Origin of the sequence: Microbispora sp. ZYX-F-249, from assembly GCF_039649665.1 — a bacterium.
Classification (GTDB): domain Bacteria; phylum Actinomycetota; class Actinomycetes; order Streptosporangiales; family Streptosporangiaceae; genus Microbispora; species Microbispora maris.
On the sequence record NZ_JBDJAW010000021.1, the window covers coordinates 56782 to 73946 of the forward strand.

General features: G+C 74.5%; 17 protein-coding genes. 6 read left to right on the plus strand and 11 right to left on the minus strand.

Going from position 1 to position 17165, the window contains the following annotated elements; translation table 11 throughout:
* Positions 1-49: 49 nt before the first annotated feature.
* From AAH991_RS23975 to AAH991_RS23990, 4 genes are all read left to right on the plus strand, one after another.
* Positions 50-181, plus strand: coding sequence for a hypothetical protein (locus tag AAH991_RS23975; RefSeq protein ID WP_346228143.1), 132 nt, complete (start codon positions 50-52; stop codon positions 179-181).
* Positions 182-350: 169 nt separating this feature from the next.
* Positions 351-2480, plus strand: coding sequence for an elongation factor G (gene fusA / locus AAH991_RS23980; RefSeq protein ID WP_346228144.1), 2130 nt, complete (start codon positions 351-353; stop codon positions 2478-2480).
* Between the two features lie 312 nt (positions 2481-2792).
* Entirely contained in the window at positions 2793-3602 is an 810-nt protein-coding gene (locus tag AAH991_RS23985; protein WP_346228145.1) for an alpha/beta hydrolase family protein, read from the plus strand.
* Between the two features lie 142 nt (positions 3603-3744).
* Positions 3745-4059, plus strand: a complete 315-nt coding sequence (locus tag AAH991_RS23990; protein WP_346228146.1) for a hypothetical protein — start codon at positions 3745-3747, stop codon at positions 4057-4059.
* Here AAH991_RS23990 and AAH991_RS23995 read toward each other — a convergent pair.
* Together AAH991_RS23995 and AAH991_RS24000 are read right to left on the minus strand one after the other, a co-directional pair.
* A complete protein-coding gene (locus AAH991_RS23995; protein WP_346228147.1) occupies positions 4023-4247 on the minus strand; it encodes a TauD/TfdA family dioxygenase in 225 nt (74 codons plus the stop codon). The genes AAH991_RS23990 and AAH991_RS23995 overlap by 37 nt on opposite strands.
* Before the next feature lie 82 nt (positions 4248-4329).
* Complete coding sequence (locus AAH991_RS24000; RefSeq protein WP_346228148.1) at positions 4330-5550, minus strand: serine hydrolase domain-containing protein; 1221 nt, start codon at positions 5548-5550, stop codon at positions 4330-4332.
* Between the two features lie 265 nt (positions 5551-5815).
* Here AAH991_RS24000 and AAH991_RS40500 point away from each other — a divergent pair, with 265 nt between their 5' ends.
* Positions 5816-6535 (plus strand): GbsR/MarR family transcriptional regulator, encoded by a 720-nt coding sequence (locus tag AAH991_RS40500; protein WP_428834015.1) that lies wholly within the window; start codon positions 5816-5818, stop codon positions 6533-6535.
* A 27-nt stretch (positions 6536-6562) separates the two neighbouring features.
* Positions 6563-7291, plus strand: a complete 729-nt coding sequence (locus AAH991_RS24020) for a class I SAM-dependent methyltransferase (protein WP_346228149.1) — start codon at positions 6563-6565, stop codon at positions 7289-7291.
* A 7-nt stretch (positions 7292-7298) separates the two neighbouring features.
* Here the strand turns inward: AAH991_RS24020 and AAH991_RS24025 are convergent, their stop codons facing one another.
* From AAH991_RS24025 to AAH991_RS24065, 9 genes are all read right to left on the minus strand, one after another.
* Positions 7299-8078 carry an HpcH/HpaI aldolase/citrate lyase family protein gene (locus tag AAH991_RS24025; RefSeq protein ID WP_346228150.1) on the minus strand — a complete coding sequence of 260 codons (780 nt, stop codon included), beginning with the start codon at positions 8076-8078 and terminating at the stop codon, positions 7299-7301.
* A 135-nt stretch (positions 8079-8213) separates the two neighbouring features.
* Positions 8214-9377 (minus strand): CaiB/BaiF CoA transferase family protein, encoded by a 1164-nt coding sequence (locus tag AAH991_RS24030; RefSeq protein ID WP_346228151.1) that lies wholly within the window; start codon positions 9375-9377, stop codon positions 8214-8216.
* Complete coding sequence (locus AAH991_RS24035; protein ID WP_346228152.1) at positions 9374-10270, minus strand: ribokinase; 897 nt, start codon at positions 10268-10270, stop codon at positions 9374-9376. Before AAH991_RS24035 ends, AAH991_RS24030 begins: the two co-directional genes overlap by 4 nt.
* A complete protein-coding gene (locus AAH991_RS24040) occupies positions 10267-11667 on the minus strand; it encodes an ADP-ribosylglycohydrolase family protein (protein WP_346228153.1) in 1401 nt (466 codons plus the stop codon). Before AAH991_RS24040 ends, AAH991_RS24035 begins: the two co-directional genes overlap by 4 nt.
* Positions 11664-12836 carry an ADP-ribosylglycohydrolase family protein gene (locus AAH991_RS24045; RefSeq protein ID WP_346228154.1) on the minus strand — a complete coding sequence of 391 codons (1173 nt, stop codon included), beginning with the start codon at positions 12834-12836 and terminating at the stop codon, positions 11664-11666. The genes AAH991_RS24040 and AAH991_RS24045 overlap by 4 nt, the downstream gene beginning before the upstream one ends.
* A 40-nt stretch (positions 12837-12876) precedes the next feature.
* Positions 12877-13878: an ADP-ribosylglycohydrolase family protein gene (locus AAH991_RS24050; protein ID WP_346228155.1), complete on the minus strand. Its 1002-nt coding sequence runs from the start codon at positions 13876-13878 to the stop codon at positions 12877-12879.
* A 6-nt stretch (positions 13879-13884) separates the two neighbouring features.
* Positions 13885-14919, minus strand: coding sequence for an ADP-ribosylglycohydrolase family protein (locus AAH991_RS24055; protein WP_346228156.1), 1035 nt, complete (start codon positions 14917-14919; stop codon positions 13885-13887).
* Positions 14916-16229 carry an ABC transporter substrate-binding protein gene (locus tag AAH991_RS24060; protein ID WP_346228157.1) on the minus strand — a complete coding sequence of 438 codons (1314 nt, stop codon included), beginning with the start codon at positions 16227-16229 and terminating at the stop codon, positions 14916-14918. Before AAH991_RS24060 ends, AAH991_RS24055 begins: the two co-directional genes overlap by 4 nt.
* 104 nt (positions 16230-16333) lie before the next feature.
* Entirely contained in the window at positions 16334-17164 is an 831-nt protein-coding gene (locus AAH991_RS24065) for a carbohydrate ABC transporter permease (RefSeq protein WP_346228158.1), read from the minus strand.
* Between the last annotated feature and the right edge of the window lies 1 nt (position 17165).

Genomic DNA, 17165 nt, shown 5'->3' on the forward strand with positions numbered 1-17165 from the left:
CCGTACACTCGCCAATGATCACGCGCGCCGCGACCCCGCGGCGCGCGCCATGACCGAGAGAGGGGAGTTGACCGTGCGCCAGCGCATCGCGGTCGTCGTCCTCCGGTCGCGGCACGAGGTGATCCTGGTGTCCACGTCGCTTCCCGGTGCCCGCCGCGCGGCCCGCACCGGACGTTCCTGACGAACTCCACACCCCTGGTTGAAGCGGATCGATCCGGAGGCCCGGTCATGGCCTCGGCGCTCCGCCATGGCGTCCGCCGCAGGGGTCGCGTCCGGCCCGAATCCGGCCGGTTCGTCTCGTCAGGCCAATCGCGCCCGCCACCGTAGGAACCCTCCCGAAGGGCATGGCCATGCGCGCCGACCTGAGACACGATCACCTCGTCCCGCTGACCGGCATCCGCAACCTGGGCATCCTCGCCCACGTCGACGCGGGCAAGACCACCGTCACCGAACGGATCCTCTACCTCACCGGCGCCGTCCACCGGCGCGGCGAGGTGCACGAGGGGACCACCGTCACCGATTTCGACCCCCTGGAGCGCGACCGCGGGATCACCATCTTCGCCGCGGCCGTGAGCTGCCTGTGGGACGGCCACCGGATCAACCTGATCGACACCCCGGGCCACGTGGACTTCTCCGACGAAGTGGAGCGCTCGCTGCGGGTGCTCGACGGCGCGGTCGCGGTGTTCGACGCCGTCGCGGGCGTCGAGCCGCAGAGCGAGTCGGTGTGGCGCCAGGCCGACCGCTACGGCGTGCCACGCATCGCGTTCGTCAACAAGATGGACCGCGCCGGCGCCGACCTCGACGCGGCGGTCGCGTCGATCCGCGCGCGGCTGCGGGTCACGCCGCTGGTCGTCCAGCTGCCCATCGGACGCGAGGACGGGTTCACCGGCGTGGTGGACCTGCTGCGGATGCGGGCGCTGACCTGGGACGCCGGCCGTGACACGCCCACGGAGGGACCGGTGCCGGAAGCCCTCGGGGACGAGGCCCGCCGGCGCCGCCGCCTGCTCGAGGAAACGGTGGCCGAGCTCCACCCGGCGGCGCTGGAGGAGTTCTGCGCCCGGCCGGAGATCTCGGCGCCGACTCTCGCCGCCGCCCTGCGCGACCTGACCCTGAGTGGCGAGGCCGTGGTGGTGCTGTGCGGGTCGGCCTACCGCGACCGGGGCGTCGAGCCGCTGCTGGACGCCGTCGTGGCCTATCTGCCCGCACCGCCCGACGTGCCGCCCGTACGCGGCGCGTGGGACGGATCCGGGCAGGAGCGGCCGGCCGATCCGGCGGCGCCGTTCGCCGCGCTGGTGTTCAAGGTGCACGCCGCCGCCACCGGGCGGCTGACCTACCTGCGTGTGTACGCGGGGACGATCAGGAGGGGGGACGTCGTGCTGGACGCCGGCGCCCGGCGCACCGAGCGGATCGGCCGCATCCTGCGGGTGCAGGCCGACCGGCACACCGAGACGGACCGGGCCACGGCCGGGGACATCGTCGCGGTGGCCGGGGTCAAGGCGGCCCGCGCCGGAGCCACTCTCTGCGCTCCCGGCGCGCCGCTGGTCCTCGAACCGCCGGTCACGGCCTCGCCGGTGGTCTCCGTGGCCGTCGAGCCGCGCGGACGCGGCGACGCCGACCGGCTGGCGGCCGCGCTGGCCCGGCTGACCGACGAGGACCCATCGCTGTCGGTCCGGACCGACCCCGAGACCGGCCAGACGGTGCTGTCGGGGATGGGCGAGTTGCACCTGGAGGTCGCGGTGGAGAAGCTCCGCCGGGCCCACGGGCTCGACGTCTCCGTCGGGCGGCCCCGCGTCGCCTATCGGGAGACGGTCGTGCGCGGGGTTTCCGGGCTGCTCTACCGGCACGTCAAGCAGGACGGCGGCGCGGGGCAGTTCGCCCACGTCGTGCTCGACGTGGACCCGATGGACGACGCCGACGGCTTCGTCTTCCGGTCGACGGTCACCGGCGGCCGGGTGCCCCGCGAATACGTCGGGGCGGTGGAGGCCGGTTGCCGTGACGCCCTCGCCGAGGGACCGCTCGGCGGTCATCCGGTGACCGGCCTGCGGGTCACGCTCACCGACGGCGCCACCCACCCGAAGGACTCCTCGGAGATGGCGTTCCGGACGGCCGGGCGGCTCGCGCTGCGGGAGGCGCTGCGTGCCGGTGAGATGGCACTGCTGGAGCCGCTGGCCGAGGTCACCGTCACCGTGCCGGAGGACGCCGTCGGCGGGGTGCTGGGCGACCTGGCGGCCAGGCGCGGCCGGGTCACCGGTTCGGCGGCGCTGGCGGGCACCCTGCCGGACACCGGGGCAGACACTCGGGCAGACACCCGGACAGGCACCGTGGTGGTCACCGCGACCGTGCCGCTGGCCGAGCTCTTCGGGTATGCGACCGCGCTGCGCGGGCGAACCCGGGGCAGGGGCGCCTTCACCAGCCGGCCCGCCGGCTACGCCCGGGTGACCGGCGCCGCCACGGCTACCCGGACGGACCCCGCCCGGTAGACACGACCGCGCAGGCGCGGTGGGCGGCACCATGCGAGAGGCGCTCCGCCGGGTCCTGCTCGTGCGCACGTGCGGGCGGGTCCGGACGGAGCGCCGTGGCGCCCCCTTGATCCGCCGCGGCGCCCCGGGGTTTGTCGCGGCGCCCCTTGGTTTTGCCGTGGTGCCCCGGGGTCCGCCGTGGCGCCCCTTGATTTTGCCGTGGTGCCCCGGTACGCGGGGCGCGGGCGATCACCGGCGACCCGCGCGACGACGGTTCCCGGACGGCTTCTACCCTCGAACACGTCAACCGGTCCGATCGACAGTGGGAGTCGGATGAGCCTCGACACACCTGCCGCCAACGCCGCCGTGACGTTCGACAGCGGTGGCGAGACCCTGCTGGGGGTCCTCCATCTGCCCGCCGGGGCCGGGCCGCATCCGATCGTGGTGCTGCTGCACGGCTTCCCCGGACACGAGCGCAACTTCGACCTGGCCCAGGACCTGCGGCGGGCGGGGTACGCCTCCCTCGTCTTCCACTACCGCGGCTCCTGGGGCGTCGGCGGCACCTGGTCGTGGGGGAACGCGCTGGAGGACGCCGCCCGCGTCGCGGCGGCCGTACGCGATCGGGAGTTCGCGGCGGCGCACCGCCTCGACCGGGACCGGCTGGCGCTGGCGGGGCACAGCTTCGGCGGCTTCGCCGCGCTGACGACCGCGGCGGCCGACCCGTCGGTCACCGCCGTCGCGTCGGTCTCCGCCTTCGACTTCGGCCGGGTCGGGGTCGCCTGCCGGCGGGACGACACGCTGCGGGCGGCGTACGTCGAGGGCTTCGGCGAGGACCTGCTTCCGCTGAAGGGGACAGGCGGCGAGGCGCTGGTCGAGGAGATGGTTTCGGCGGGCGAGGCGTGGAGCCTCGCCGGGCTCGCCCCGCGGCTCGCGGACCGGCCGGTCCTGCTCGTCGGCACGGCCGGGCGCGACACCGTCACCCCCGCCGCCGAGCACCACGAGCCGGTGGTGGCGGCGTACGCCGCGCACCCGGTGCCGCTTCTGGAGCACCGGGTGTTCGTCACCGACCACGCCCTGTCGGACCACCGCCTCGAACTCGCCGAGACCCTCCGCGACTTCCTCGACCGGCACCTCGGACGCTGACCGCCGGCGGCCGGCGGTGGCGTCCAGGCGCCGGCCGCCCCCGTGGGCCCGGCGGCGCGGGACAACGCCCGTACCCTCCGGACCCGCTCTCGTCGCCTCGCGGTAAGCGTGGATCCGGGGGCACCCCGGCCTATCGTGAATCATGTCCGCACGTCGCGCGTGGCGGCCCGCGCCGAGAGCTCTGTGGTACGCGATTCCCGTCGTCCTCTTCCTGAGCGCGGCGGTCTTCTGGGTGCTCGCACTTGTGGCGTGGGTGGCGCCGAAGCCGCTCTACGACGTCTTCACATCCGACGGGGTGGAGCTTCCCCCGCAGTGGTATGAGCCCGGGCAGCGGTTCTGGGCCGGGGTGGCGTGTTTCCTGACCGGGCTCGTCGTGAGCGTCGTCCTCGCCGCCCTGCGCCGGCGCGCCGGAGCGCCCCATCAGCCGTCCGTTCCGCCGGAGCGGCCGGGGCCGTAGGGACGGTCGCCGCGCAGGGTGATGCGGTGCATGACGCGGTGCGCGTCGCCGCCTTCGCGGTTGGCGTAGTGGGCCGTGCTCCGGTTGTCCCACACGGCGACGTCGCCGACCCTCCAGGTGAACCCGGGGCTGACGAAGATCCCCTTACGGCCGGTCTCGGGGTGGACGCGGACCACGGGGTGCTCCACCGGCTCCAGCCGGGTGACGACCTCGCCGTCCAGACGTTGCCCCTGCCGCCGCGGCGGCGCGCTACCGGGCGCGGGCCCGGTGTCAGTCGTCGATCGCCTGATAGAGGGTGGTCCAGAAGTCGTGGACGAGCCGCATCGAATCCGGGGTGGACGCCCCGACCTGGGTGAGCAGGATTCCGGTGAGTCGCTCGGCCGGGTCGGCGTAGGCCGCGGTGCCGCTTCCGCCGTCCCAGCCGAACTGGCCGACGGAGGCGTAGTCGCCGCGGTAGGTGCGCACCGCCATGCCGAAGCCCCACCCGCCGTGCTGCCCCTGGCCGTGCGAGATGTGGACGTTGTCGACGGCCATCGCGTTCCTGGCGGCGTTCTGCTCGGGCGTGAGGCGGTTGGTGGTCATCAGCTCGACGGCGGGCCGGGACAGGATCCGCTCGCTCCCGTGCGTCCCGCCGTTCAGCAGCATCCGGAAGTAGGCGTGGTAGTCGTCGACGGTGGAGACCAGCCCGCCGCCCCCGCCCTGGAACGCCGGCGGGGTGCTCCACCGTCCCCCTTCCGCCTCGTCCCACACGAGGAACTCGCCGGTCCGCGGGTCGGGGGCGTAGAGCGTCGGCAGCCGGTCGATCCGCTCGGCGGGGACATGAAAGCCGGTGTCCTTCATGCCCAGCGGCTCGAAGACGCGTTCGCGCAGGAACTCCCCGAACGACTGTCCCGTGACCCGGGAGACGAGCACACCGACCAGATCGCTGCTGATCTGGTACTGCCAGCGCTCCCCCGGCTGGTGCATCAGCGGAAGCTCACCCAGGCGGCGCATCCACTCATCCGGCTCGGGCATCGGCTCCGGCAGATTGGGCGTGAGCCCCCGCTCGAAGACCGCGTTCATGATCGGGGTGCCCAGCGACGTCATGTCCATGCCCAGGCCGAACGTGGAGGACAGCACGTCCCGGACGGTGATCGGCCGCCGCGCCGGCACGGTGTCGTCCAGCGAGCCGTCGACCCGCCTCAGCACCCGCCGGTCGGCGAGCTCCGGCAGCCACGGGTCCACGGTGTCGTCCAGCCGCAGCCTGCACTCGTCGAGCAGGACCATCGCCGCCGCGATCGTGACCGGCTTGGACGTGGACGCCATCCGGAAGATCGTGTCCCGGCGCATCGGCGCGCCACCGTCGTGGCGCGTCGTCCCGATCGCCTCGACGTACGTCTCGTCCCCCCGGCCCACCAGCGCGACGAGCCCGGGGATCCTCCCGGACTCGACGTGCCGGGTCAGCACCTCACGCACTCTGCGCAGCCCTGCCGCGGACAAGCCGTTTCTCATCTCGAATCTCCTTCGCACACTGTCCGTCGTTCAGAAATCTCTGAACATCGGTGACAGTACATTGCGTTCACAGATCGGTCAACACATGGTCCCGACACCAGGCCCTGCACAAGCGTGATATCAGGGATGTTCATTGCAATGATTATGCGAGCGAACGCAATGGGCGATCGGACGCACGTTGCAATGGGCTCTGAGTGAATGCATACTGTGCAGCGGGCGTGGGGCGAACGGCTCCGCGCAGGTGACAGACAGGAGACCATCGCCGATGCCGGGAGGCAGACTCACCGACGAGGACCGCCGGCACATCGCCGCGGGGCTGGCCGAGGGACTCGGATACGCCGAGATCGGCCGGCGTCTGGGACGGCCCGCCTCGACCGTCATGCGGGAGGTCACCCGCAACGGCGGACCCGGCGGCTACGGGGCGGACCGCGCGCACGAGGCCACCAGGCATCGTGCGCGCCGGCGCAAACCGGCACAGCCTCCGGCCCCGCCCGTCCCCGACAGCGGCCATGGACGTGACCCGGGGGCGGTCGAGGACTTCACGGAGTCCTTCATCGCGCTCCTCGTGCAGCAGGGGCTGCCCCGGATGGAGGCCAGGGTGCTGGCCTGCCTGTACGTCACCGACTCCGGCGCTCTCACCGCGGCCGAGCTGGTGCGGCGGCTCCGCGTCAGCCCCGCGTCGATCTCGCACGCCGTCGCCTTCCTCGAACAGCAGGGGATGCTCAGGCGGGAACGGGTCCCCGGCGCGCGGCGCGAACGCTATGTCATCGACGACGAGATCTGGCTGCGCTCCATGCAGGCGTCCCTGCGGATGAACGACGCCCTGGTGAACGCGTCGCGGCGCGGGGCCGAGATCCTCGGGGCCGCGACCCCGGCGGGTGCCCGCTTCGAGGCCTCCGCCGAACTCCTGCTCCTCGTGAGCGACGCCTTCCGGCAGGTCATGGAGCAGTGGCGGCAGGGCCGCGCGGCGCAGCCGGGAGCGTAGGGGCGACGTGCGGGATATGGTCGCCGAGTGCCCGACGCGATCTTCGCCCACCCTCGCCTGGCCGCCGTCTACGACGCCTTCGACGGTGACCGTGACGACCTGAGCGCCTATCTCCGCATCGCCGACGAGCTGGGCGCCGGGCGCGTGCTCGACGTCGGCTGCGGAACGGGGTGCCTGGCGGTCCTGCTCGCGGACCTCGGACGCACGGTCATGGGCGTCGACCCCGCGGAGGCGTCGCTGCGGATCGCCAGGTCGAAGGACCCGGCCGGAAGGATCACCTGGGTCCACGGCGACGCCACCGGCCTGCCGCCGTTCGGCGCCGACCTCGCCGTCATGACGGGGAACGTCGCGCAGGTGTTCCTCACCGACGACGAATGGACGCGGACGCTCCGGGGCGTGCGCGCCGCGCTCCGCCCGCGGGGGCATCTCGTGTTCGAGACCAGACGCCCCGAGCGCCGGGCGTGGGAGGAATGGGCCCGCGACACCGGTCCGGTCGTCCTCGACCTGCCGGAGACCGGGGTGGTGGAGCGGCGTCTCGAGGTCACCGACGTGAGCCCGCCGCTAGTGTCCTTCCGCTACACCTACACCTTCGCGGCGGACGGCGCGGTCGTCACGTCGGACTCGACTCTCCGGTTCCGCGACCGGGACGAGGTGGAGGAGAGTCTGACCGCGAGCGGCTATCGCGTGCTGGACGTGCGCGACGCCCCCGACCGCCCGGGTCGCGAGTTCGTGTTCGTCGCGCGGCGAACGACCTGAAGCACCCTCAGTGGTCGCCCGCGTCGGCGAGGAGGCGGCGGGCCTGGCGGACGACGGCCTCGTCGACGAAGCGGCCGTCGGCGAGGGCGACCGCCCCCTGGTCGGCGGCGGAGACGACCTCCAGGGCGGCGACGACCTCCTCCCGGGTCGGCCGGTAGGCCGCCGCGATCACCGGCAACTGGATGGGGTGGATGGCCGCCCGGCCGCGAAAGCCCATGGCCCGGCCCTCGGCGCAGGACGCGGCCAGGCCGTCGAGGTCGCGGACGTTCGGATACACCGACTGCGCCGGGGCCGGCAGGCCCGCCGCGCGGGCCGCCACCACGATGCGGGAGCGCGCCCAGGCCAGGCCCGCCTCATCGGTCACGCCGAGGTCGGCGCGCAGGTCGGCCTCGCCCATGCCGATCCCGGCCACCGCCGGGGAGGCCGTGGCGATCTCGAACGCCCGCTCCAGCCCGAGGGCCGACTCGACGATGGGGCGCAGCGGCACGCCCGGCACCGCGTCGGCGATCCAGCGGACCTCGTCGGCCGACTCCACCTTCGGCACGCGCAGGCCGCCGCTGCCGTGCAGCAGCGTGCCGAGCGCGTGCAGGTCGGCCTGGCCGTACGGCGTGCGGACGTCGTTGACGCGGATCTCCACACGCGGCTGCGGCGTGGCCAGCAGGGCGACGGTCGCGGCCCGGGCGTTGCCCTTGTTCTCCGGGGCGACCGCGTCCTCCAGGTCCACGATCACCATGTCGGCCTCGCCGTCGAGCGCCTTGGCGACCCGGTCCGGACGGTCGGCGGGCACGTACAACCACGTCAGGGGGCTGCCGGCCGAAGGCCCGGAGGAAAACCCAGTGGAAGGCACGGCCTCAACTCCTCGCGAATCGTCCGTGCCCCTTTCCCCATGATCGGTGCTCATGCCGCACCACGGTGTGACATGTCACACCACGCCCTTGGCCCGCAGGGCCTCGATGTCCCCACCGGTCAGGCCGAGGCCGTGCAGGATCTCGTCGGTGTCGGCGCCGTGCGGACGGCCGGTCCACCGGATGCTCCCGGGAGTCTCCGACAGCCGGAACATCACGTTCTGCATCCGCAGCGGGCCCAGCTCGGGGTCCTCCACCGTGGTCACGGCGTCGAGCGCCCGCAGCTGCGGGTCGGCCAGCACGTCGCGCACGTCGTAGATCGGCGCCACGGCGGCCTCCGCCTCCTCGAACGCCCGGAGCACCTCCTCGCGGGTCCGCTCTCCGACCCACGCCGCCACGGCCGCGTCCAGCTCGTCCGCGTGCGCCACCCGGCCCGCGCCCGTGGCGAACCACGGTTCCTCGGCCAGCTCGGGCCGCCCGACCAGGCGGATCACCCGTTCGGCGATGCTCTGGGCGGAGGTGGAGACCGCGACCCAGGAGCCGTCGCTGCACCGGTAGGTGTTGCGCGGCGCGTTGTTCACCGAGCGGTTGCCCGTACGCGGGGGCACGACGCCGAGCCGGTCGTAGACGGTCGGCTGGGCGCCCAGCACGGTCAGGATCGGCTCGACGATGGACAGGTCGACGACCTGCCCGCGGCCCGACCGCAGGGCCGTCATCACGGCGAACGCGGTCGCCAGCGCGCAGATGCCGTCCGCCAGCCCGAACGGCGGCAGCGTGGGCGGCCCGCCGGGTTCCCCCGTCATCGCGGCGAACCCGCTCATCGCCTCGGCGAGGGTGCCGAAGCCGGGCCGCCTGGCGTACGGGCCGATCTGGCCGAACCCGGTGACCCGGGCGAGCACCAGGCCGGGATTGACCTCGCTGAGCCGGTCCCAGGACAGGTTCCAGCGCTCCAGCGTGCCGGGGCGGAAGTTCTCGATGAGGACGTCCGCGTCCTCGATCAGCCGGACCAGCAGGTCCTGGCCCTCCGGCGTGGACAGGTCGAGCGTCATCGTGCGCTTGTTGCGGCCGAGCATCTTCCACCACAGCCCCTCGGGCCCGTGCCCCCGTGACGGGTCCGGCCTGCGGGGGTGCTCGACCTTGATGACGTCCGCGCCGTAGTCGCCGAGCAGCATGGCCGCGGTCGGCCCGGCGAACAGCGTCGCGGCGTCGATCACCCGTACGCCGTCGAGCGGCCCGTTCACAGCGCCTCCATGTTCCGGCCCTCCAGAAGACGGTCGATCTCGTGGCGGCGCGGCATCGAGGTGCTGGCGCCCTCCCGCTGCACCGACAGCGCCGCCGCGGCCGAGGCGAAGCGCAGCGCCCGCGCCGGGTCGCGTCCCTCGCTCCTGGCCACGGCCAGCGCCCCCGCGAAGGTGTCCCCGGCCGCCGTGGTGTCCACCGCCCGCACCGGTACGGCGGGCTCGCGGAGCCGGGTGCCGTCGCGCGAGCCGTACAGGGCGCCCCGGGCACCCAGGGTGACGACGGCCTCGGGGACGAGGTCCAGCAGCGCCTCCAGCGCGTCCCGGGGATCGTCGCGGCCGGTCAGGGCCGCCGCCTCGTGCTCGTTGGGCACGATGAGGCCGACGGCCTCCAGCAGCTCGGCCGGCAGCGGCACGGCGGGGGCCGGGGTCAAGATGACCTCCGCGCCGGGGACCCGGGCCGCGGCGACCACGGCGTCCATCGGCAGTTCCAGTTGCAGCAGCAGGGCGTCGGACCGGCCGATCGTCTCCGCGTCCCGCGGCGAGGGGCCGGTGACGGCGCCGTTGGCCCCGGGCACCACGATGATCGAGTTGTCGCCGCCGTCCTGCACGACGATGTGGGCGACGCCCGAGGGACCGGGCACGACGCGCAGCCCGCCCGTGTCGACGCCCGCCTCGGCGAGCGCGGCGCGCAGCCCCGGCCCGAACGCGTCGTCCCCGACCGCCCCGAGGAAGGCCACCTCGGCCCCCGCGCGGGCCGCGGCGATCGCCTGGTTGGCACCCTTGCCACCCGGGATCGTGCGGAACGCCCGGCCCGTGATGGTCTCCCCCGGTTTGGGGGCCTGGGCGACGTACGCCACCAGGTCCATGTTGGCGCTGCCGAACACCGAGATCACTGCCGGTCTCCTTCGATGAGCGCGAGCGTGCGGGCGGCGAGCGACTCGATGGACACGCCGTCGAAGCCGGGCAGGCTGCTGGCCAGCCGGTCCCGGGTCGTCCACTCTGCGGGGACGCCGCCCGCGAGCGCCCCGGCGATCGATCCCGCCGTGGCGGCGGCCGAGTCGGTGTCCCAGCCTCCGGCTACGGCCGAGCCGACGGTCGCGGCGAAGTCCCCGGCACCGTGCACTGCGCCGGGCACTGCGCCGTGCACTGCGCCGTGCACTGCGCCGTGCACGAGGGCAGCCGCCAGCAGGGCCGCGTTGTTGACCGTGTGCACCCAGTGGAGGTGTCCGTGCCGCGCGTACAGCCGGTCCACGACCCGCTCGAAGTCCGGCTCCGCGGCGGCGTCGGCCACGGCCTGCCGTACGGCGACGGCCAGGCGCGAGCCGGGCGGCACGACCGACAGACCGGCCTCGATCACCTCGTCCACGCTCCCGGCCACGAGCGCCTGCGCGCACATGGCGGCGGCGAACATCGCGCCGTAGATCCCGTTGGCCGTGTGGCTGAGCCGGGCGTCCCGCCACGCCCGTGCCGCGGCCGTCGCCGGGTCGCCCGGACTGGCCCAGCCGTACACGTCGGCCCTGATCAGCGCGCCGATCCACTCGCGGAACGGGTTGCGATGCGTGGCGGTCGCGGGTGGTTCGAGCCCCAGGAGCAGGTTGCGGTAGGCCGCCCGCTCGGCGGTGAAGACCCGCCCGGCGGGCAGCGCGTCGAGCCAGGCCCGCGCCACGTCCTCGGTCGTGAAGCCCGGTCCGTGCCGTTCGAGCACGGTGAGCGCGAGCAGCGCGTAGTTGAGGTCGTCGTCCTCGGGCACGCCGTCGATGTTCTCCGCGAGGCTGGTGGCCGCGCTGCGGCGGTTCCACGGCCAGCGCTCGGCGATCTCGGGCGGCAGCCCCTTCGCCGTGAACCAGCCGCGGATCGGCCAGTTGCCGGTCGCCTCGGCGATGGCCCTGATCCCCTCGCGGGGGATCTTCTCCACCGGTTTGCCCAGCAGGCATCCGGCGGCCCTCCCCCACCAGGCGGCCAGGACCCGCCCGGGCTCGGGCCGGACGGCGGCGCGCCCGCGGGGCCAGTCCGGGCAGGACGCGACGATCTCCTCCAGCGAGGAGGGCTCGGGCAGCGGCGACTCGATCGCGGCCAGCTCGTCGAGCAGCTCCCCGGCCAGCGCTCGCAGCCCCTCGGGGGCGGGCCCGGCGGAGGCGCCCGCCCGGGGCGGCGCGTCGTGCCCCCCGGCGGCGTGCCAGCGGCGGGCGGCGGCCGCCACCTCGGGGAGCGTCCCCCGCCCGTCCTCGGCGGCCTGCCGCAGCTCGTGGCCGACCAGGTCCTCCGGCTGCACCCACGTCAGCCGGATCACCGCGCGTCTCCCTCCGCCCGCGGCGCGAGCAGGGCGTCGAAGGCGGCCTCGTGCGCGCGGCGGCGCTCCCGGTCGGCCGCGTGGACCCGCCGCGCCACGGCCGCGAGCGCCAGCCCCGGCCCGACCAGGTCCGTACGGCTGGCCGTCTCCACCCGCTCCAGCCAGTCGGCCGGGACGGCGGCCCGTCCGCCGAGCGCCCCGGCGAGGGCCCCGCCCATCGAGGCGATCGAGTCGGCGTCGCGCCCGTAGTTGACGCCGCCGAGCACGGTCTCGCGGTAGTCGCCCTTGGCGATGACCAGGAACGCGAGCGCGAGCGGCAGTTCCTCGATGCTGTGCAGCCGGCTCGGCCGGCGCGCCCCCAGGCCCTGGTCGCGGTAGGTGTCGGCCACCGTGTCGTAGGGCCGGACCGCCGCCCGCAGCGCCTCGAACGAGCCTTCCCAGTGGCCGAGCCCCCGGGCGGCCGAGCAGACCGCGTCGATGGCGGCCCGGGTGCCGTCGTGGGCGAGCCGCAGGCAGGTCGCGACGACCGAGTCGGGTGTCGCGCCCGGCCGCATCGCCTCGGCGACGGCCGCCGCCAGCACGCCCGCCGCCTCCCGGCCGTAGCTCGACTGGTGCGCCCCGGCCAGGTCGATCGCCTCGGCGTACGCGCCGTCGGGGTCGCCGGCGTTGACGACGCCGACCGGAGCCATGTACATCGCGGCGCCGCAGTTGACGATGTTGCCGACGCCGGCCTCGCGGGGGTCGGCGTGGCCGTAGTGCAGCCGCAGCACGAGCCACTTCTCGGCGAGGAACACCCGCTGGAGCGGCAGCGCCTCGGCCTCAAGTTCCGGGATCCACCGCCTCTCGCCGATCATCTCGGGCACCAGGTGGTCGGCCGCGGCGTAGGCGTCGAGGTGGCCGCCGACCCGCTCGTACACGCGGATGAGGGCGTGCGTCATCAACGTGTCGTCGGTGACGTGGCCGTCCCCCTTGTGGTAGGGCGCGATCGGGCGGGCGTCGTGCCAGTTCTCGTTGAAGGGAGGGACGACACCGCGGACGCGGCCCCCGTAACGCTCCTGGATCTGCTCGGGCGTCCATCCCTCGGTGGCCCCGCCGAGCGCGTCGGCCACCGCGGCGCCCGCCACGCACCCCACGGCGCGATCGGCCAGCAGGTCCTCCTGCGGCGTCATCCAGTGTTCCCCCTTGTCCGTACGCGTGATGGGGCGGGCCTCATGCGAGCCGCCCCGCGATGTCCAGCAGGTCGGCTCCGGCGAGCTCCGGCAGGCAGCACCCGGCCAGCGTGCGCACCCGCTCGCGCCAGGCGGCGGGCAGCGCGTCGTGCCCCACGGCGCAGCCGAGCAGCGCGCCCGTGAGCGCGGGCGCGGAGTCGGCGACCGGTGCGAGGCAGGCCGCCGCCGAGACGCCCGCGCCGAACGCCTCCGGGGTCCCTCCGGTGGCCGAGACGGCGGCGTCCGCGAGGGCCAGCGCGATCGGCACCGTCTGTGCGGCGGCGACGCCGTAGCTGTAGACGTGGTCGAGCACGGCGGCGTCCAGGGCGGGGACGGCGGCGAAGGGCGGGCCCGCCGCCCGCGCCGCCGCGAGCGCCTCGCGCGCCGCGTGCCCGATGGCCGTGCCGGCCGGCAGCGCGCCGAGCGCCTCCTCCACCGCCTCGGTCATCCCGGCGCCCTCCGTCAGCGCGGCGACGGCCCTGGCCGTCGCCACCGCCCCGAGCACGCCGTCCTCGGCGTTGGTGACGCGCGCGTCCTCCACCGGGTCCAGGCCCGCCGCGCCGAAGGCGACGGCCCGCACGGCCGCGGCGTCGTCGAAGTGGTGGGGGTTGTCGTGCCCGCTGGCGGGCGGGCGCTTGCCGGCCGCCAGGTTGTCGAGCGCCGCCCACACCGAGACGCGCGCCCGGACGTCGCCGCGGCCCGCGAGGCGGCCGAACGCCTCCGCCCTGTCCTCCCGGATGGTCAGGGCCGTCCAGGCCAGCCACTCGGCGTCGTCGGACGGGCCGAGCGCCAGCGGTGCCACCGGCTGGTTCAGCGCGAACGGCACGGGCAGCGTGGTGACCTGGTGCTCCTCGGCGAACGCGTCGAGCTCCCGGTGCAGCCGTCTGCTCCAGCCGGCCAGCAGCGCCGACCGGTGCCGGGCCGCGGGCCAGCCGGCCGCGTCGCCGGCGGCGAGGCCGGCGAAGGCCCCCCGCACCCGGTCGGGCCTCTCCCCCGATGCCATGTGGTCCTACAGTCCTTTCACCAGCTCGTCGGCCACGTCGCGGATGTCCCGTCCGGCGACCACGGGCAGGCAGCGCCCGGCCACCGGGCCGATCCGCGCGGCCCAGCGCTCCGGCACCGCCGCCTCGCCGCGGCCCGCCCCCGCGAGGGCCCCGGCGACGGCGGCGGTGGTGTCGGCGTCCCTGCCGAGGTTGGCCGCGGTGACGACCGACGCCTCCACCTCCCCGCCGCCCGCCACGTAGGCAGCGAACGCGAGGGCGACCGCCTCGGGCGCCAGGTCCGTCCACGGGTAGTGCGCCATCACGACGGCGTCGTGCAGAGCACGCCCGAAAGAGTCGTGCACAGCACGCCCGGGGGCATCGTGCGAAGCACGCCCGGAAGAGTCGTGCAGGGCCCGGCCCGGGAGGGGGCGGGGTGTGCGGGCGGCGACGTCGAGCGCGGCGCGGAGGTTGCGGGCCGTCCAGGAGTCCTCCGGGATCGCCCGCAGGGCCGCCGCGGCCACCTCGTCCGGCGGGGCGCCGGTCATCGCCGCCGCGACCGCCGCGGCCACCGCCCGGCCGCCGAGTATCCCCTCTCCGGTGTGGCTCACCCGCCCGTCGGCCTCCGCCAGCCGCGCCGCCTCGTCCGGGTCGCCCGCCGCGAAGATCCCGTACGGCGCCGCCCGCATGGCCAGCCCGTCCGACCAGCCGTGGGCGTGCCACCGGCCGGTCAGCGGCGGCTCCAGGCCGCGCCGGAGGGCCTCGACGGTGCCGAGCTCGGAGAACCCGGCGCCGCGCATCGGCCCGTCGAGCCGCGCCACGATCTCCTCACGCCAGGCCCGCGCCACGTCCTCGGAGGTGAGCCTGTGACCGTGGCGCAGGAGCACGGTGGCGGCGAAGATCGTGTATTCGGTGTCGTCGGTGCCGCCGCGCTCGATCTCGGTGAGCAGGCCCCACCGGGCGGCGATCTCCTCCGGACCGAGGTTCTCCGCGGGAGCGCCCAGGGCGTCGCCGGCGGCGAGGCCGAGCAGGCAGCCCCGGGCGCGGTCGCGGAGGGAGATCATCGGCTGTACCGCTCCAGCACCTTGTTCCCCTCTTCGACCAGCCGCGTGGCGAGCTCGTCCAGGCTGATCTTGTCGGCGAAGTACTCCTGCATCGCCGGCGTGGCCACCTTGCTCTTCCACTCGTCGTACCCGTTCACCTTGAGGAACGGCGCGACGACGAGGTTCTTCGCCGAGGCGGTGGCGACGTCCCAGCCGTTCTCCTCCGTCGTGAGCGCGGGGTCCTTCGCCGCGGTCGTGCTGGTGGGCAGCAGCCAGTCGCCCTTCGCCAGTTTCGCCTGATTCGGGCCGTTGAGGAAGTAGGCGATGAACTTCAGCGCCTCGTCGGGATGCTCGCTGTCCGCCGCGACCGACAGCGTCTGGGACACCGCGCCCTGCTGCGAGGTGACGCCCTTCAGCGGCGGCAGCGTGACCCACTCGAACCCGCTCGGCGCCTGCTCGGCGACCTGCTGGCGCAGGTACACCCCGGCGGGGAGGATCGCGTACTTGCCGGCGAAGAAGCCCGGCAGCGGGTCGGCGGTGCCCATGCCGAGGGCGGACGGGTCGGCCGACTTGTCCGTGTAGAGCTGGTCGTGGATGCGCCGGAGCACCTCCCGCTCCTGCGGCCCGGCCTTCACGGTGGTCTTGCCGTCCCGCGTCTCGAAGAACGTGCCGCCGAAGTTCAGCGCCAGGTTCAGCACCTTGTTGACCGGCGACTTCATCGGCCAGGCCACGCCGTACGCGCCCTTCTTGGTGAGCTTCTTCGCCACGTCGGCGAACTCGTCCCACGTCCACGGCGCGTCCGGGGTGGGCACGCGGACACCGGCGCCGTCGAGCAGCTTCCTGTTGGCGATGAGCACCTGCGACTCCTGCAGGAACGGCACGCCGTACACGCCCTGGCCGCTCTTGCCGTCGGAGAAGGTGACGGTGTCCCACGCGGCCTGCGGGATGTCGTTCTTCAGCTCGGCGGGGACCTTGCCGGTGAGGTCCAGCAGGAAGCCCCGGGAGGCGAAGCTCGACAGCGCCGGGGAGTCGTCGTGGATGACGTCCGGCGGGTCGCCGGCCTCGAACGAGGTCACGAGCTGGTCGTTGACGTTGTCCCAGCTCCCCTGGACGTACTCGACCTGGATCTTCGGGTTGGCCGAGTTCCACTCGGCGACGATCTGCTTGTTGGCCTCGATCGACTCCTTCTGCCAGGCCAGGCTGAGGAAGCGCAGCTTCACCGGCTGCCCGTTCTCCCCTGACCCGGCGTCTCCGCCGTCGCCTCCGCCGCTTCCGCAGCCGGCGGCGAGCGCGACCGCCGCCACGGCCAGCACGGCACCGAATCTCCTCATGCCACCTCCTCGCCTCCGGCTCGGAGCGACATTCGCCGACCGCGGTGTCTCCCGCTCGCCACGCTCGCTCATTGGGCCCCTCCTATCAGGTGTCGCCATGCGGGTCAGCCCTTGACGGCGCCGGCCATCAGGCCGGACCGCAGGCGCCGCTGGATGATCGCGAAGAAGACGAGGCTCGGCACGGTCGCGAGCAGCGACGCCGCCGCCAGCGGGCCGAGCCGGGCGACCCCCTCCGGGCCGACGAAGCGCACCAGCGTCAGCGGAAGGGTCTCCACCTCGGGATCCTTGAGGATCACGAGGGCGAACAGGAACTCGTTCCAGGACGAGATGAAGCCGAACAGCAGCGTCGCGACCACGCCGGGCGCGAGCAGCGGGGCGACGACCGCGGCCAGCGCGCGCAGCCGCCCCGCGCCGTCCACGGCCGCCGCCTCCTCCAGCTCGCGCGGCACCGCCCGCACGTACCCGCGCAGCATCCACAGCGCGAACGGCATGACGAACGTGACGTGCACGACCGTGAGCCCGGCGAGCGTGTTCACCAGCTCCAGCCGCCGCAGCACCATGAACAGCGGGATGATGACCAGGACGACCGGGAAGACCTGGCTGACCAGGACCCACCCGATCGCGACCCGGCCGGCCGCGCCCCGGTGGCGGGCCAGCGCGTACGCCGCGGGCAGCGCGAGCGCCACCGTGATCAGGGCGGTGGCGACCGCGACGACGAGGCTGCGCAGGGCGGCGCCGACCAGGTCCTGCTCGCCGAAGGCGTCGGCGAAGTTCGCCAGAGTCGGCCGGCGGGGGATCCACGCGGGATCGAGGGCGGCCATCTCCTGCGGCGTCTTCAGGGCCGTGGACAGCAGCCACAGCAGCGGGAACGCCAGGAACACGACGTATCCCAGCAGGGCGAGATATCTCAGCGCGCGGGTCATGTCGGTGCGCATG

Excerpts from the sequence above, each read along its gene's own strand:
- AAH991_RS24045 (WP_346228154.1), bottom strand. The coding sequence starts at position 12,836 with ATGACGCCGCAGGAGGACCTGCTGGCCGATCGCGCCGTGGGGTGCGTG.
- AAH991_RS24060 (WP_346228157.1), bottom strand. The coding sequence starts at position 16,229 with ATGAGGAGATTCGGTGCCGTGCTGGCCGTGGCGGCGGTCGCGCTCGCC.
- AAH991_RS23985 (WP_346228145.1), top strand. The coding sequence starts at position 2,793 with ATGAGCCTCGACACACCTGCCGCCAACGCCGCCGTGACGTTCGACAGC.
- AAH991_RS24055 (WP_346228156.1), bottom strand. The coding sequence starts at position 14,919 with ATGATCTCCCTCCGCGACCGCGCCCGGGGCTGCCTGCTCGGCCTCGCC.
- fusA (WP_346228144.1), top strand. The coding sequence starts at position 351 with ATGCGCGCCGACCTGAGACACGATCACCTCGTCCCGCTGACCGGCATC.
- AAH991_RS23975 (WP_346228143.1), top strand. The coding sequence starts at position 50 with ATGACCGAGAGAGGGGAGTTGACCGTGCGCCAGCGCATCGCGGTCGTC.
- AAH991_RS24065 (WP_346228158.1), bottom strand. The coding sequence starts at position 17,164 with ATGCGCACCGACATGACCCGCGCGCTGAGATATCTCGCCCTGCTGGGA.
- AAH991_RS24050 (WP_346228155.1), bottom strand. The coding sequence starts at position 13,878 with ATGGCATCGGGGGAGAGGCCCGACCGGGTGCGGGGGGCCTTCGCCGGC.
- AAH991_RS40500 (WP_428834015.1), top strand. The coding sequence starts at position 5,816 with ATGCCGGGAGGCAGACTCACCGACGAGGACCGCCGGCACATCGCCGCG.
- AAH991_RS23990 (WP_346228146.1), top strand. The coding sequence starts at position 3,745 with ATGTCCGCACGTCGCGCGTGGCGGCCCGCGCCGAGAGCTCTGTGGTAC.
- AAH991_RS24000 (WP_346228148.1), bottom strand. The coding sequence starts at position 5,550 with ATGAGAAACGGCTTGTCCGCGGCAGGGCTGCGCAGAGTGCGTGAGGTG.